Origin of the sequence: Aurantimonas sp., from assembly GCF_964217435.1 — a bacterium.
GTDB lineage: Bacteria > Pseudomonadota > Alphaproteobacteria > Rhizobiales > Rhizobiaceae > Aurantimonas > Aurantimonas coralicida.
The window spans coordinates 42,714-58,077 of record NZ_CAXPJM010000053.1 but is presented as its reverse complement, the minus strand read 5'-3'; the positions used below and the strand labels follow the sequence as shown (position 1 = coordinate 58,077).

Below are 15,364 nucleotides of genomic sequence, written 5' to 3'. Positions count from 1 at the left end.
CGAGGCGACCCGCGCGCAAACCGGAGTTCCCGTGCCATGAAGGCTGACGTGATGGCTGCGGCCAGTCCCGCCTACGACATCGACGCCATCCGGCGCGACTTCCCGATCCTGTCGAAGGAAGTCTACGGCAAGCCGCTGGTCTATCTCGACAACGGCGCCTCGGCCCAGAAGCCGCGGGCCATGCTCGACGCGATCCAGAAGGCTTATTCCGAAGACTACGCCAACGTCCATCGCGGCCTGCATTTCCTCTCCAACAAGGCGACCGAGGAATTCGAGGCGGCCCGCGGCAAGGTGTCGGACTTCCTCAACGCGCCGAGCGCCGAGGAGATCGTCTTCACGCGGTCGGCCACCGAGGCGATCAACCTCGTCGCCTATGGCTACGGCATGAACGAGATCGGCGAGGGCGACGAGATCGTCCTGACGATCATGGAGCACCACTCCAACATCGTGCCCTGGCACTTCATCCGCGAGAAGAAGGGCGCCAAGCTGGTCTTCGTCCCGGTCGAGGAAGACGGCTCCATCGACGTCGCCGCCTTCGAGCGGACGATCACGCCGCGCACGAAGATGATCGCCACCACCCACATGTCGAACGTGCTGGGCACCGTCGTCGACGTAAAGGCGGTCTGCGCGATGGCCCATGCCAGGGGCATTCCGGTGCTCGTCGACGGCAGCCAGGCCGCCGTGCACCTGCCGGTCGACGTGCAGGATCTCGACTGCGATTTCTACGTCTTCACCGGACACAAGGTCTACGGCCCGACCGGCATCGGCATTCTCTACGGCAAGCGCGACATGCTGGAGCGCACCCGGCCCTTCAATGGCGGCGGCGAGATGATCGTCGAGGTGACCGAGGACGCGGTGACCTACAACGCGCCGCCGCACCGCTTCGAGGCGGGCACGCCGCCGATCGTCCAGGCCATCGGCCTCGGTGCGTCGCTGGATTACATGCGCCACATCGGCCGCGAGGCGATCGCCGGCCACGAGGAGACCCTGCGCGACTACGCCCATGAGCGTTTGCGCGCAGTGAACTCGTTGCGCATCTATGGCGAAGCGCCGGGGAAGGGGGCCATTGTCTCCTTCGACCTGGAGGGCATCCACGCCCACGACATTTCTATGGTCATCGACCGTGAGGGCGTTGCCGTGCGCGCCGGCACCCACTGCGCCCAGCCGCTCTTGAAGCGATACGGCGCGACTTCCACATGCCGGGCATCGTTTGGTATGTATAATACGACCGACGAGATCGATCGCCTGGCCGAGGCGCTCGAAAAGGCGCGGCGCTTCTTCGCCTGATCAGGCGCACGCCAGAGAAGATTTTGAAGGCATGGCCCCGCAGCATCGCGATCACGCGAAACCGGGGCAGGCCGCAAGGATGACCGCATGACCGACCAAGCCGACCCCAAGCCCGCAGCAGACGACACGGCCGCCGCCAACGTCGCCATGGCGTCCGGCGACAACGGCACGCAATCGGCGATCCCGGCCGAGGAGCTCACGCGCCTCACCGACGACATCGTCGGCGCGCTGAAGACCGTCTACGACCCGGAGATCCCGGCCGACATTTACGAGCTCGGCCTGATCTACAAGATCGACATCGACGACGAGCGCAATGTCGACGTCGAGATGACCCTGACCGCGCCGGGCTGTCCGGTGGCCGGCGAAATGCCGATCTGGGTCGAGAATGCCGTCAGCTCCGTCGACGGTGTCGGCCAGGTCCGCGTCGACCTCGTCTTCGATCCTCCGTGGACGCCCGAGCGGATGAGCGAAGAGGCGCAGGTCGCCGTCGGCTGGTTCTGACGCTGACGCCATGACACCGCCGCTGTCGGGATTGCTGGAAACCTGCCTCTATGTCGACGACATGGCGCGGTCGAAGGCGTTCTACGCGGCGCTGCTCGGCATCGAGCCGCTGTTCGAGGAAGAGCGCATCTGCGTCTTCCGCCTGCCCGACGGCACGGTCCTGATCCTTTTCGCCCGCGGCTCCACGCTGGAACCGGTGGCGACGCCGGACGGGACGATCCCGCCCCATGACGGCCAGGGTCCGATCCACTTCGCGCTCGGCATTCCGCCGGGCTCGGTGGATGAATGGCGCAGCCATCTCGAAGCCTGCGGCGTCATGGTCGAGAGCGAGGTTCGATGGTCGCGGGGACGGGGCCACAGCCTGTATTTCCGCGATCCCGACGGTCATGCCGCCGAACTTGCGACGCGTGAACTCTGGTCGCGGTCCTGAGCGGTGTTGCATGGCCCGCGCCTGGACGCCGACGCAGCGTTCGCCTTGTGGCGCCTCGCGAAACGCCCCATCTTTCTGATAGTGTCCGCGTGACAGATTTTCTCGAAAGGAGGCTGCCATGAGCCGCTTCACCGTGATGAGCATGACCGACGCCGCTGCCGAGCGGGTCAAGGCGATCACGTCGAGCAAGGGCGCGGATGCGCTCGGCCTGCGTGTCGGCATCAAGAAGGGCGGCTGCGCAGGGATGGAATACACCATCGACCTCGCAACCGAAGCCAACCCCAACGAGGACATGATCGAGAAGGACGGCGCCAGGGTGCTGGTCGCCCCGGAAGCGGTCCTGTTCCTGCTCGGTACGGAGATGGATTACGAGGAGACCGTCCTGCGGTCCGGCTTCACCTTCCGCAATCCCAACCAGACCTCGGCCTGCGGCTGCGGCGAATCCGTCGAGCTGAAGCAGGCCGATCTGGCGGCGCTCGCCGGCCAGCCGGGATGACCGCCTGCCATCGCGCCTGAGCGGTCCGATGGACGAGGACTTTCTCCGCGAGCTCTTCGCTTCGGTTTCCGGATTTCGCATTCGCCGGATGTTCGGCGGGCAGGGGAGATCGCATCCTCGCTCTGGTCGTCGATGGCGAACTCTATCTCAAGAGCGATGCCAAGACCGATGCCATCTACGAGGCCGAAGGTCTGCGAAACTGGCATTACGCCCGCACCCGCCGAAGCCCCGTGCGGATGCCCTATTACCGGATGCCGGATGCCGCCTTCGACGACCCGGACGAAGCGAAGCGCTGGATCGCGCTAGCCGATGGAGCCTCCCGGCGCGCGGCCCGGACAAAGGGCGCCGCAAAGCCAAAAGGCGAGCCGAAACGGTTGAGATCCGGCACCCGAGGCCCGGACGCCTGAGCGCGGTAGCCTTGAACTGCGGTATCCGAACAGACCCTCAGGATCCGCTCGGCTCCGTCAGGAGGCCGCCGGCTGCTTGCGTGTCTTGGCCGCGACCCAGAGCGCTTCCATTTCATCGAGGCTGGCCGTTTCCAGCGCGCGGCCCGTCGCAGCAAGCTCCTGTTCGATATGGCGAAACCGGCCGCGGAACTTGCGCACGCAACGCCGCAATGCGGCTTCGGGATCGATCTCGTGATAGCGCGCGAGATTGACCGCGCTGAATAGAAGATCGCCGATCTCGCCCTCCAGCGCGTCGCGATCGCCGCTCTCCGCGGCCTCGGCCACTTCGTCGATCTCCTCGACGATCTTGCCGACGATCGGCTCCGGCCGGACCCAGTCGAAGCCGACTTTCGCGGCTTTCTGCTGTATTTTCAGCGCCAGCGTCAGCGCCGGAAAGCCTGACGGAACCCCATCGAGAAACCCGGACCCGGCCTGGTCTGCTGCCTCCGGGACGCGCGTCTCGGCCGTCAGCGCGACTGTGGCGACGGTTTCGCGCAGAGCCGCGCGCTCGGCCTTTTCCTCGGCCTTGATACGCTCCCACTGGCCCTTGGCCGAGCCCGCCGAACGCGCGTCTGCATCGCCGAAGACATGCGGATGCCGGCGGATCATCTTGCGGGTGATGCCATCCACCACGTCGCCGAAATCGAACAGGCCGGCCTCGGTTGCCAGCTGCGCGTGATAGACGACCTGCAGCAGGAGGTCGCCCAGTTCCTCGCGCAGGTCGACCGCGTCGTTGCGTTCGATGGCATCGGCGACCTCGTAGGCTTCCTCGATCGTGTAGGGCGCGATCGTCGCGAAATCCTGCTCGACATCCCAGGGACAGCCGGACACCGGATCGCGCAGCGCCGCCATGATCTCGACGAGGCGTGCAACGTCCTTGGATGGCGTCATGGCGAAACTCCGGAACAGTCCTGCGGATCGATCCCGCATAGCGACGAGCGGACCCAAGGGGAAGGGCCAGCCAATTGCCGACACGTATCGCGGCATCTCGCACGGCCCACAGCCGAGCCCGTATCCATCAACCCACACAGCTAAGTTGCATAAGATAGATTATGGAACCAAGCGCACAGGGGCTGGTGGGCGGCGGTGTCCTAGCCGCTGTCCACCTTCGGTCGGCCCTGCGATCCGGTCGCCCCCGGCCTCGGCTTCGGCTCAGGCGTCGAGCGGCCATTCCAGCGTCAGGCCATCGAAGCCCGGACGCACATGGCCCGGCAGTTCGCGGCACAGCGTGTCGTAGTCCAGCGGTATATGCATGTGGGTCAGCGTCGCTTCGGGCACGCCGAGACGCGCGATCCAGTCGAGCGCCTGTTCGACCGACAGATGGCTGGGATGCGTCCGGTACTGGAGCGCGTCGATGACGATATGCTGTGCGCCGGCGATGGCCGCGATGGCGGCGTCTGGAAAGTCGCTGACATCGCTGCAATAGGACAGCGGCCCGATCCGGTAGCCCAGCGAATGGATCGAGCCGTGCTCCTGGCGAAACGGCGCGAAGCTCAGCTTGCCGCCGGCGCCGTCTACCGAGAATGTCTCGCCGGCGCTGATCTCGACATGCCGCGCCACCGGCGGATAGGCACTGCCCGCCGGGGTCTCGAAGCAATAGCGGAAGGCTTCCAGCACCCGGGCATGGGTCGAATGGTCCGAATGCACCGGAATGCGGGACTTCTGGGTCAGCATGTAGCCGCGCAGATCGTCCATGCCGTGAATGTGGTCGGCATGCGGATGGGTCAGCACCACGGCGTCGAGATGTGCGACCCGGGCCATCAGCATCTGCTCGCGAAAATCCGGGCCGCAATCGATGGCGACGACCGTCCGGCCGTTCGGTCCGATCCGCTCGACCAGCGCCGAAGACCGCAGACGCCGGTTCTTCGGGTTCGTGGGGTCGCAGGCGCCCCAGTCGCCGTTGATGCGCGGAACGCCCGGCGACGAAGCGCAGCCCAGAATGGTCAGCCGTAGCGTGTCGCTCACCCTCAGCGTCTCCGCCTAAGCCGTTCTCGGATCGGGAACTTTCGAGAACAGCGCGAAGAAATTGTCCGAGGTCTGGCGCGCGATGGTCGCCAGATCGACTCCCTTCGTTTCTGCAAGCACCTCGGCGGTATGGCGAACGTAAGCCGGCTCATTGCGCTTGCCGCGATATGGCGGTGGCGCAAGATACGGCGCGTCGGTCTCCACCAGCAGGCGCTCCATCGGCACGTCGGCGGCGATGGCGCGGATCTCCTCGGACTTCTTGAAGGCCAGGATGCCGGAGAACGACACATGGCCGCCAAGCGCCACGCCGACCTCGGCGAGCCGCGGTCCGGCGGAGAAGCAGTGCAGGATGAAGGGGAAGGTCCCCTTCCCGCTTTCGTCCTCGAGGATCCGGATCATGTCGTCGTCGGCGTCGCGGGAATGGATCACCAGCGGCAGCCCGGTCTCGCGCGCCGCCGCGATATGCCGGCGAAACACCGTCTCCTGGATGTCGCGCGGCGCCTTGTCGTAGAAATAGTCGAGCCCGGCTTCGCCGATGGCGACGATCCTCTGGTCCTGCGACAGACGGACGAGATCTTCGGTGCTGACATCGGGCTCGGCGGCGGCGTTGTGCGGATGGGTGCCGACCGAGGCATAGACCTCCGGGTGGTCCCGCGTGATCGCCTTCAAGTTCTCGATCTTCGAGACGAAGGTGGAGATCGTCACGAACAGGCCAACGCCTTCGGCCTTGGCGCGGACGATCAGGTCCGCGCGATCCTCGGCGAAGTCCGGGAAGTCCAGATGGCAATGGCTGTCGACGAGGAACGGCATCATGATGCGGCGTCTTCCGCCTCGACGAAGCGCGGGAAGATCGGCTGCGGCGCCGGCAGGTCGGCCCCCGGCACCAGGCGGACATCGGGTGTCAGTTCATTGAACGTCCGGGCGTCCGGGCCGACCCCGAGAATGTCGAGCAGCTTGCCGGCGCTCTCCGGCACGAAGGGCTGCAGCAGGATCGCCACCCGGCGCAGGATTTCGGCGGTAACGAACAGCACCGTCTCCATGCGCGCCGGATCGCTCTTGCGCAGCGCCCATGGCTCCTGGCCAGCGAAATAACGATTGGCCTCGCTGACCACGGCGATGATCGCGGCGAGAACGCCGTGCAGTTCCTGCCGGTCGATCATCGTGCGGACCTTGGGCAACAGGTCGTTCGCCGCCGTCAGGATCGCCGTGTCGGCCTCGGTGAAGGCGCCAGGCGTCGGCACCTTGGCGCCGCAATGCTTGCCGACCATCGACAGCGACCGCTGCGCCAGATTGCCGAGATCGTTGGCGAGCTCGGAATTGGTCCGGTTGACGATCGCCTCGTGGGAATAATTGCCATCCTGGCCGAACGGCACCTCGCGAAGCAGGAAATAGCGCAGCCGATCAAGGCCATAGACCTCGACCAGGGCAGCCGGGTCGATGACGTTGCCGACCGACTTCGACATCTTCTCCCCGCGGTTGAACAGGAAGCCGTGAGCATAGACGCGGCGCGGCAGCGGCAGGCCGGCGGACATCAGGAAGGCCGGCCAGTAGACCGTATGGAAGCGCACGATGTCCTTGCCGATGACATGCAGGTCGGCGGGCCAGTAGGCCGAGCGCTCGCCCTCCTCCGGAAAGCCGGTGGCGGTCAGGTAGTTGGTGAGCGCGTCGACCCACACATACATGACGTGCTTCTCGTCGCCGGGCACGGGAATGCCCCAGTCGAAGGTGGTCCGCGAGATCGACAGGTCGCGCAGGCCCGAGCGCACGAAGGACATCACCTCGTTGCGCCGCTCGGCCGGGCCGATGAAGTCCGGATTGTCCTCGTAGAGCGCCAGGAGCCGGTCCTGGAACTCCGACAGTTTGAAGAAATAGCTTTCCTCGGCCACCCATTCGACGGGCGAGCCCTGCGGGCCGTAGCGCTTGCCGTCCTCGCGCAGCTCGGTCTCGTCCTCGCCGTAATAGGCTTCGTCGCGGACCGAGTACCAGCCCGAATAGGCGTCCTTGTAGACGTCTCCGGCGGCGGCCATCTTGGTCCAGATCGCCTGGCTGGCGGCCACGTGCCGGTCTTCGCTGGTGCGGATGAAATCGTCGTTGGTGCCGCCCAGAAGGGCCGCCATCGCCTCGAACTCGGCCGAGTTCCGCCGGGCGAGCTCGGCCGGGCTGATGCCCTGCTCGCGCGCGCTCTGCAGCATCTTGATGCCGTGCTCGTCGGTGCCCGTCAGGAAGAACACGTCGTAGCCGTCCAGCCGCTTGAAGCGCGCCAGCGCGTCGGTCGCGATGAACTCGTAGGCGTGGCCGATATGCGGACGACCGTTCGGATAGGAGATCGCGGTGGTCAGGTAGAAGCGTTCGGCCATGGGGCTGTCGTCAAACTCCGGTACGATAGCGACGTGATCCCTGCGACATAGTGCATTGGCGCAGGCGGCTCAATCGATCGGCGTCCGAAACCTGCCGCAATGGCGTTCAGGCGGCGCCTGCGGCCCCGCGGCAGCGGTAGAACCGGTCGAAAAGCGTCAGCAGCGCCTGCTTGCGATCGAGATTATAGGCTGCGGCCTCGCGCAGCCTCGCGGTCTCGTCCTGCCAGAGCGCCGCGAGCGACGCGGCCCCGGCACTGTCGCCGCGCGACAGGCACGCTTCGCTCGCCTCGGCTGTTGCCGACAGAAGCGCGGTGATCAGAAACTCGTAGGCCTGCTCGCGCCCCTTCTGGGTCAGGGCGTCGGCCATGGAATGGATGCTGTTCCAGTCGGGCCGGTCTGCTGCAATGAGCGTCTGCAGCGACTGCCGGATCTCGATCCCGCCATAAGCGATCAGTGAGATCGCCTGCCGTGCGCTGCCTTCGCTAAGCGGCACGGCGGCGGCAATCTCGTCCTGGCCGGCGCTCGGCAGCGCGGCGGCGGTCGCCGCTGCGAGGTCATCGTCGCCCAGCGGCTCGAAGCGCAGCGTGCGGCAGCGCGACCGGATGGTCGGCAACAGCCGGCCCGGCGTGTGGTTCATGATCAGGAAGACCGAGCGCGCCGGCGGCTCTTCGAGGATCTTCAGAAGCGCGTTGGCGGCGCTGCGGTTCATGTCGTCGGCCGGATCGATGATCGCGATCCGCCAGCTCGTGCGCGAACCGGTGGCCTGGAAGAAGCGGTTCAGCTTGCGCACGCCCTCGACGGTGATCTGGGTGCGAAAGCCCGTGCCCTTCTCGACCGGCGGCCGGGTTACATGGACGAGGCCGGGATAGGTGCCGAGCGCGATCTGGCGCATGGCCGGGTCGGCCGGATCGAACACCGGCGGCTCGGTGCCCCTGGCATGGCCGGGCGAGAGCAGGTGCCGCGCGAAAGCGAAGGCGGTCGTCGCCTTGCCGACCCCGCGCGGGCCCTGAAACAGCCAGGCATGGTGCAGCCGCCCGGCCGCTTCGGCCGACGCCAGCTCGGCGAATTCGCTCCGGTGCCCGAAGAGCGTGGGCGTTGCCGCGGGCGGCGGCACGCCGTCGAGATCGTCGTGGCTCGCCGGGATGTCCAGCGCCGCGTCGCTCATCGGGCGGCCTGCCCTGCCCCCAGCGACTGGCCGATCGCCTCGAACCGGGCCGCCCCGAGGCGGTCGTCGACGATGTCCCGGATCTCCGCCGCGACCTTGTCCTCGGCCTGCGTGCCGTCGACGATCACGCAGCGCTCCGGTTCGTCCTCGGCGAGCTTGCGGAAGGCCTGCCGCCGGCGTTCGTGCAGCGCTTCGTCCTCCTTCTCGAAACGGTCGGGCGAATGGTCGGCCCGGCGCTGCCGCGCCCGCTCGACCCCGACGCTCGCCGGCACGTCGAGGATGATGGTCAGGTTCGGCAGGAGATCGCCGAGCGCGGCCCGCTCCATCGCGTCGCGATAATCCTGGTCGAGATCGGAATCGAGGAATTGATAGACCCGGGTGGAATCGTGGAACCGGTCGCACAGGACGATCTTGCCGGCATCCAGTGCCGGCCGGATCAGCGTGTCCACATGGTCGGCGCGGGCGGCAGCGAAGAGCATCGCCTCGACCTCGACGCCCAGCCCCTCGGCAGCGCCGGACAGGATGACGTGCCGCAGCGCGTCGGCGCCGGGCGAGCCGCCCGGCTCGCGGGTGGTGACGACGTCGTGGCCTTCGCTGCGCAGATGGTCGGCGAGGCGGGCGATCTGGGTCGTCTTGCCACTCCCCTCGCCGCCCTCGAATGTCATGAAAAATCGGGTCAATTCGCGTCCGCGTGGATGATCAGAGCGTCCGGAGCCAGCCGACGGCGAGCTCCCTGACCGCGCCGAGCGCGCGATCGGTGAAGCTTCCGGCAGCCACCGCGCTGGCAGCGTGGAGGTCGCGCGAAAGCACCGGCTCTCCTTCTACCAGAATATCCAGCGAGGCAACGGTCTGGCCTTCGGCGATCGGCGCGATCAGGGGTTCCAGATAGCGGATCTGCAGGCTGACGAGCTCCGGCGCATCGGCGGGGACGAGTGCCTCGACGGGCTCCGTCGCGGCCAACCCGACACTGCCGGATTCGCCGCCGAAGACATTGGCCGACCCGACGATCTGGCCGGCCGGAAACAGCGTCTCCAATTCGAACGATTCCCGCGCCCACAGGAGCAGCTTGCGGGCTTCGCTGGCACGGTCGCGGGGGGTTTCGAGCCCGCTCACCGCCAGAAGCGTATCGCGGCCACCATGCGAGGTGGCGCCGACCAGGCTGAACCCCGAGGCCTCGGTATAGCCGGTCTCGATCCCGTCCGCGCCGATCTCCATCGACAGCAGCGGATTTCGATTGCGCTGGAAGATCCTGTTCCACTCGAAGGCTGGCTCGGCATAGATCGCGTAGAGCTCGGGATAGGTGGACCGCAGGTGACGCGCCAGCGTGATCAGGTCGCGGGCGGTGACATACTGGTCGTCCGCCGGCAGGCCGGTCGGATTGGCGAAGCGCGAATTGATCATGCCGAGTTCGCGGGCCCGGGCGTTCATGCGCTCGGCGAAGGCCGCCTCGGAGCCTTCCATGCCCTCGGCGATGACGATCGCCGCGTCGTTGGCCGACTGGATGATCGCCCCACGGATCAGCGCCGAGACCGGCACCTGCGACTTCAGCTCGGCGAACATCGTCGACGTCCGCGACGGGGCGCCGCCGGTGCGCCAGGCATGCTCGCTGACGGGAAATTCCGTGTCGAGGGTGAGCGTCCCCTCCTTGATCGCCGCGAAGACGATTTCCATCGTCATCATCTTGGCGAGCGACGCCGGTGGAAACGGTGCGTCGGCATTCTTGGCAAACAGGACCGTTCCGGTTTCGCCATCGACGAGCAACGCTTCGCGGGCCGTCGTCTCGATCCGCGGCACGTCCTCCTCCTGGGCCAGGACGGGGCCGGCGGGCCCTGCCAGCGGCAGCAGGAGAGAGGCGGTGACGAGGAAGGCCTTGAACGGAAATGCGTTTGTCATCGGTATCCGCGTGCACGTGCCGGCGGCTGGAAGCCGCGGCACTGGAAGATGAGCGGACTTTAGGCCGCTGCCGGACGCCGCTGCAACATGCCCGTCGTCACTTTCCGTCGGACTGGTTTCCGCTCTCTCGGGAGAGGATGCGCTGAGAGGCTGAACAAGCCCGTGGGCCGGCTCGGCAGCCGCCGTGCCGGGCCTGTCGCGCAACCGATCAGTCGCGAATGACGAAGGCGTCTTCGGCGCCGACCTGCCAGAGCCGGCGCAGCACGGCATCGGTGTCGGCACCGGGGGCGACCACCAGCGTCGCGACGAGGCCATTCTCGCGGGGAACTGCGTCCTCGACCAGTTCGCCATGACCGAATGCGACGCTGCGCACCCGCTCTGCCAGATCGCCGGCGATCGTGCCGATGGCAATCCGTTCCGGCTCCGCGGCGACCGCCGCCGACAGTGCATCGCCTGCACCGCCAGTGCTGTGTTCCGGCGCGTAGGAGCTGGCAAAAGCGGCGATCCCGTCCAGCGGCAGCAAGCGGCGCAGATCGAAGCCTTCACCCGATCCGGCGCCCCTGCCCTCACCCGCCCGGACGGCGTCCGGACGCACACCCGGCAATTCGCGGGTCTCGCCATAAGCGATGGCGCTCGGCTGGACGCCGCGCTGCGGGATCGGCCGATCGTCGGCCGAGGCCACCATGACGGCGTCGCCATACGGATCGGCGCCCTGGGCCGGCACGTAGCTCGCCATCAGCATCTGCGTGTCGTCGCCTTCCAGCGGCGCCCGGCCGATATAGTCGACCTGCACCTCGGCAGTGCCGGCATGCTGGAAGTCGAGCAGCTTCGCCGCCACGGCCGAGAGGTCGATCTCGCGGCCATGGGCGAAGGGCCCGCGGTCGTTGACCCGCACCATGACGCGGCTGCCATTCTCGAGATTGGTGACCATCGCATAGGAGGGCAGCGGAAACGTCTTATGGGCCGCCGACAAGCCATGCATGTCGTAGACTTCGCCATTCGCGGTCAGGCGGCCGTGGAAGTTCGGGCCGTACCACGAGGCCGTGCCGGACTTGGAATAGCCCGGATCGTCCTTGGGATAGTACCACTTGCCGCGCACCTTGTAGGGCTTGCCGACCTGCGAACGGCCGCCGCCCTTGGGCACGCGCTTGGCAGTGGTGATGCGCGGACTGGCCGGAACGCCGAAGGTCCGGGAGTCGAATTTCACGGTAGTGCTGATGTCGGCCAGTTCCTCGACCGGGGACTGCGCCCCCGTGCAGCCGGCCAGAAACATTCCGGACGAAACGATCAGGCCGGTCATCAGCCCGTGTCGCTTCCGTCTCGCAGCGGCAATGCCCATGCTGCGCCCCTTCCATCACTCAATACACAGCCGGAAGATCCGCGAACGGCACTTCCGGCACCTGCGCCCCCATGCAGGCTGGAGCTTACCAAAGACTGAACCCGCCGGGCAAACCTTTGGCCGCAACGCGCCCGATCCGCCGGCCCTTTCGGCGCTTGACTTGGCCGCCGGCCGCGCGCAGCCGACACGCTCTTCACAACCGCCCGGCTCCGCGTTGCCACGCCCCCCAAACGCGGCGCGGCCCCTGCCGCGCCCGGCGATAACGCGTTGAGTCCGAACAGGCTCTCCCACGCGAACACAGCACGATGCGCCGGCATGCCGAAAGCTGCGCGGCCCCGCGGACCAACGCCGGGCGCCACATTGCCGCCACGGTTGCTACATCGGCCGGCATGCGGATCACGCCCGTTCACGAATTATTACAACGGCCTCTCCCGACCCTGCCGCGGGTCACCGACTGCGCGAACCACGCGGCCGGCATCGACAGGAAGGCCACGCCCACGATCCCGGCAAAGACACCACGCCCGCTTGCGCCGGACCGCCGTCGGCTTTAATCGGACGCTGTCGGATGGGTGGCCGAGCGGTTGAAGGCACCGGTCTTGAAAACCGGCGTGCGGGAGACCGTACCGTGGGTTCGAATCCCACCCCATCCGCCAACCCAGCTATCGATCACTTGGTATCGCGAATTCCTATCGTCCCGGGGTGCAGTGCGGTTCGCGTCAATGACCGAGTATCGGTTCACGCTTCTGCCCCGTCCGTTCGTCCTCGGAGGAAACGCCCCTCAGTCTGGTGGAGGACGAACGTGCTGGCGGGTCGTGCGGAGCCGGGCTGGGCGAGCCGCGCGTCGAGAGCCTTCGGGTGAGGTGATCGCCAAGTCTCTGCGCAAGCGCGACTGCGGCGAGGGTCGGGTTGGCTTGTCCGGAGGTCGGGAAAACCGAGCTTCCGGCGATGGAGAGGTTGGCGACCCCGTGTACGGTGCAGTTTGTGTCGACGACCCCATCTCCCTGCCTATCCGACATGCGGGTCAGGCCGATTTGGTGGTAGCCGTCCCGGGCATGGCGGCGGATGCCCTCAAGGCGATCCCCGCTATCGTAGAGATATCGCAATCGGCCATATCCTTGAGACCTCAGCCACTCATCCAGCAGTTCATGGGCGCGTACGACGGACTGGAAATCCTGGTGGCCATAGCGGAAGCTCACCGATAGTCGGTGAAGCCCGAAATCGTCCTTGTTGGACGAAAGCGCGATCCGGCTAGCGTCGTTCGGCGCGTGTTCGGAGTGATAGTGGAGTAGATAGATATTATCGGGTGTCCGAAGAAAATAATGCGGATATCGGCTGCGCGGCGTCGCTTGCCGATAGGCATAGCTGGCTGCCCCGATCATCGCAGCACCCGGTTTGCGGAGAATATTGAGGATGTGCGCGCTGGCGACTGTCGGGTCGGCTGGGCGCCCCGGTCGATGTCGCGCTCGTACACGCAGCCGGCTCATTATGTGCAGCGCCGAAGCAACGCCGTCGCGATGGGACGCATCCTCCGGCGGCGGACTCTTTGGCCAGAAGGCGATATTAAGAAGCTCGTGGCGACGCTGGGTCTCGTCGGTCGGTCGAAACCGGTGCCGTATGAAGGTCCGCTGCCCGGCCCGCCGAAAGAAGAACGCTTCGGCCAGGCTCGGGTCCGCGAATTCGATACAGGCGATTTCGCCGGCCAGATGGCCCATGTAACGGCGCCCCAGTGGGCCCCCTTCCCCGCCGAACATTGCGGAGAACCGCCTCTGCAGGTTGAGGAGCAAACGGGCGTTCTCGCGCCCCCCACAGGCGAGAACGAAGGCGCAGCCCCGGACGACAACCTCCTGCCCGCGAGACCGGATGACGAACGCTTCGACGGCGCCGCCCCCATTGCGCATCCGCACGTCGACCAATGTGCTGTCGGTGCAGACGAGTATGCTTTTCGACGATTTCAGGACCTCGCGGTGGTAATGCGCCGTGTTTCTGTCGCGGGTCCAGCTTTCCAGCGACGTGGTCTGGAAGACACTCTGCTCCGGCACCGGGTCAATTGCGCCGAAATCGCTGCTGAGGAAACGGCGCGCGGCGTCGTAGTACGGTCTCAGCGTATGATGGGCGATAGGCCAGCCCGACCCTCCCACATGGTCGCGCCGGACAAAGTCGATATCGTCGTACTCGACGCAGCGCCCGCCCCACATGGTTGATGTGCCACCCAGAACCCTGCGCACGGTCAGATGCGCCGGAGCATGAATGATGTCGTCGTCGCTGGTGAAATTCGACAGCAGCTGGTGCGTCTTGCTTGCGCGCTGCGTACCGGACTCCAGGAGGATCACCTTGAGGCCGGCCTGGGCGCATTGCAGTGCAACTGCGAGACCAACCGGGCCCGCTCCCGCCACACAGATATCCGCGGTTCCGAAATGCGAAGGAACACCATGCGAGATCATGATCAAGCCCCGATGCTGCATTGCACTTTGACCAAGCTGGCACGTTTCGCAACGGAAGGGGAGCGCGTCCACGTTGTACCGGGACATATTACTCGCGCAAGGAAGCGAGAAAGCGCGTTCAGGTGCCGGTCAGCTTGGCTGAGCCCAATCCGTTATTCGCCTCCGCCAGCCCGTAGAACCTGCGGGCATTGCCGCCGAGGATCGCCGCGCGCTCGCTTGCCGACAGAGGGGCAAGCAAGGCGTCGGTGATCTCGACCCAGCGGGCGTGAGATGCCGCCAGGGTCAGCACCGGCCAGTCCGAGCCCCAGACGAGGCGCTCGGGCCCGAACCAGCCCAGCAGCTGCTCGAACACCGGCTGCAGGACGGCCAGCGCCGCCGCCGACGTGTCGCGCTGGTCGGGACGCATCTCGGTCAGGAGGCCGGACAGCTTGCAGGCGCAGGCCGTCTCGCTGGCCAGCCGGGCCATCCCCTCGGCCCACAGGGCATGGCTCGGATCGTCCGCCGGCGCGCCGAGCGCCGGCTTGGCGGCGTGGTCGATGATGACCGGCAGATCGGGATGGGCTGCACAGAAGCTCGCGAGCCGCGACAGATGCACCGGCAGCACCAGCGCATCGAAGCGCAGGCCCGAGCGGTCCAGAGCGGCGAGTGCCGCGGGTGTCGGCGCCGTCAGCAGCCAGTCGGGATCGGCAATGTCCTGCAGCATCGGCCGCAGCGATTTCAGCGCCGGCTCCGCCGCAAGCGCTGCGATCCGGTCCGCGGCCCCGGCCGAGGCCAGATCGACCCAGCCGACGACGCCGGCGATGTCCGCGTTCTGCCGGGCAAGCGCCAGCATGAAATCGGTCTCGGCGTCGCTTTCGGCCGCCTGCACCAGCACCACCTGCCCGATCCCGGCCGCAGCCGAGTGCGGGCGCAGATCGGCGGGGCCGAAATCGCGCCGGATCGGGGCCAGCGCCGGATCATCATTGTCCTGCAGCCAGTGATAGTCGCCTCGCGACAGCTGCCAGAAATGGCAATGGGCGTCGATCCGCTCCGACATCGCTCGCC

The 15,364-nt window shown here is 66.8% G+C and carries 14 protein-coding genes, 1 tRNA gene and 1 pseudogene; 6 read left to right on the top strand and 10 right to left on the bottom strand.

Annotated features, from left to right (window positions below; all coding sequences use genetic code 11):
• The first annotated feature begins 36 nt into the window (after positions 1–36).
• The 5 genes and pseudogenes from ACEQX1_RS17715 to ACEQX1_RS17695 all read left to right on the top strand — a co-directional run.
• On the top strand, positions 37–1,287 hold the full coding sequence (locus ACEQX1_RS17715) for a cysteine desulfurase (RefSeq protein ID WP_370197258.1): 1,251 nt from the start codon (positions 37–39) through the stop codon (positions 1,285–1,287).
• Positions 1,288–1,434: 147 nt separating this feature from the next.
• The gene (locus ACEQX1_RS17710; RefSeq protein ID WP_009209657.1) at positions 1,435–1,788 is read left to right on the top strand and encodes an SUF system Fe-S cluster assembly protein; all 354 of its coding nucleotides are present in this window, start codon (positions 1,435–1,437) and stop codon (positions 1,786–1,788) included.
• 10 nt (positions 1,789–1,798) lie between these two features.
• Positions 1,799–2,218, top strand: coding sequence for a VOC family protein (locus ACEQX1_RS17705; RefSeq protein WP_370194924.1), 420 nt, complete (start codon positions 1,799–1,801; stop codon positions 2,216–2,218).
• Positions 2,219–2,336: 118 nt separating this feature from the next.
• Positions 2,337–2,714 (top strand): Fe-S cluster assembly scaffold SufA, encoded by a 378-nt coding sequence (sufA, locus tag ACEQX1_RS17700; RefSeq protein WP_370194925.1) that lies wholly within the window; start codon positions 2,337–2,339, stop codon positions 2,712–2,714.
• Between the two features lie 92 nt (positions 2,715–2,806).
• Positions 2,807–3,121, top strand: a pseudogene (locus tag ACEQX1_RS17695) (TfoX/Sxy family protein); the annotation flags it as partial.
• A 57-nt stretch (positions 3,122–3,178) separates the two neighbouring features.
• Here the strand turns inward: ACEQX1_RS17695 and mazG are convergent.
• From mazG to ACEQX1_RS17655, 8 genes are all read right to left on the bottom strand, one after another.
• Entirely contained in the window at positions 3,179–4,051 is an 873-nt protein-coding gene (gene mazG / locus ACEQX1_RS17690) for a nucleoside triphosphate pyrophosphohydrolase (RefSeq protein ID WP_370197256.1), read from the bottom strand.
• Positions 4,052–4,312: 261 nt separating this feature from the next.
• The gene (locus tag ACEQX1_RS17685; RefSeq protein ID WP_370195436.1) at positions 4,313–5,125 is read right to left on the bottom strand and encodes an MBL fold metallo-hydrolase; all 813 of its coding nucleotides are present in this window, start codon (positions 5,123–5,125) and stop codon (positions 4,313–4,315) included.
• Between the two features lie 15 nt (positions 5,126–5,140).
• Positions 5,141–5,935, bottom strand: a complete 795-nt coding sequence (locus ACEQX1_RS17680) for a TatD family hydrolase (RefSeq protein WP_370195441.1) — start codon at positions 5,933–5,935, stop codon at positions 5,141–5,143.
• Positions 5,935–7,482, bottom strand: coding sequence for a methionine--tRNA ligase (gene metG / locus ACEQX1_RS17675; RefSeq protein WP_370197254.1), 1,548 nt, complete (start codon positions 7,480–7,482; stop codon positions 5,935–5,937). Before metG ends, ACEQX1_RS17680 begins: the two co-directional genes overlap by 1 nt.
• Before the next feature lie 106 nt (positions 7,483–7,588).
• Positions 7,589–8,647 (bottom strand): DNA polymerase III subunit delta', encoded by a 1,059-nt coding sequence (locus ACEQX1_RS17670; protein ID WP_370195438.1) that lies wholly within the window; start codon positions 8,645–8,647, stop codon positions 7,589–7,591.
• A complete protein-coding gene (gene tmk / locus ACEQX1_RS17665; RefSeq protein ID WP_187389787.1) occupies positions 8,644–9,312 on the bottom strand; it encodes a dTMP kinase in 669 nt (222 codons plus the stop codon). Before tmk ends, ACEQX1_RS17670 begins: the two co-directional genes overlap by 4 nt.
• A gap of 34 nt (positions 9,313–9,346) precedes the next feature.
• Entirely contained in the window at positions 9,347–10,540 is a 1,194-nt protein-coding gene (locus ACEQX1_RS17660; protein WP_370195439.1) for a D-alanyl-D-alanine carboxypeptidase family protein, read from the bottom strand.
• Between the two features lie 208 nt (positions 10,541–10,748).
• Complete coding sequence (locus ACEQX1_RS17655) at positions 10,749–11,840, bottom strand: septal ring lytic transglycosylase RlpA family protein (protein ID WP_370195440.1); 1,092 nt, start codon at positions 11,838–11,840, stop codon at positions 10,749–10,751.
• Positions 11,841–12,442: 602 nt separating this feature from the next.
• On the opposite strand from ACEQX1_RS17655, the gene ACEQX1_RS17650 reads away from it, so the two are divergent.
• A tRNA-Ser gene (locus ACEQX1_RS17650) sits at positions 12,443–12,532 on the top strand.
• Between the two features lie 63 nt (positions 12,533–12,595).
• Here ACEQX1_RS17650 and ACEQX1_RS17645 read toward each other — a convergent pair.
• Together ACEQX1_RS17645 and ACEQX1_RS17640 are read right to left on the bottom strand one after the other, a co-directional pair.
• Positions 12,596–14,320, bottom strand: a complete 1,725-nt coding sequence (locus ACEQX1_RS17645) for a GMC oxidoreductase (RefSeq protein WP_370195442.1) — start codon at positions 14,318–14,320, stop codon at positions 12,596–12,598.
• A 118-nt stretch (positions 14,321–14,438) separates the two neighbouring features.
• The gene (locus tag ACEQX1_RS17640) at positions 14,439–15,356 is read right to left on the bottom strand and encodes an amidohydrolase (RefSeq protein WP_370197252.1); all 918 of its coding nucleotides are present in this window, start codon (positions 15,354–15,356) and stop codon (positions 14,439–14,441) included.
• Positions 15,357–15,364 lie beyond the last annotated feature (8 nt).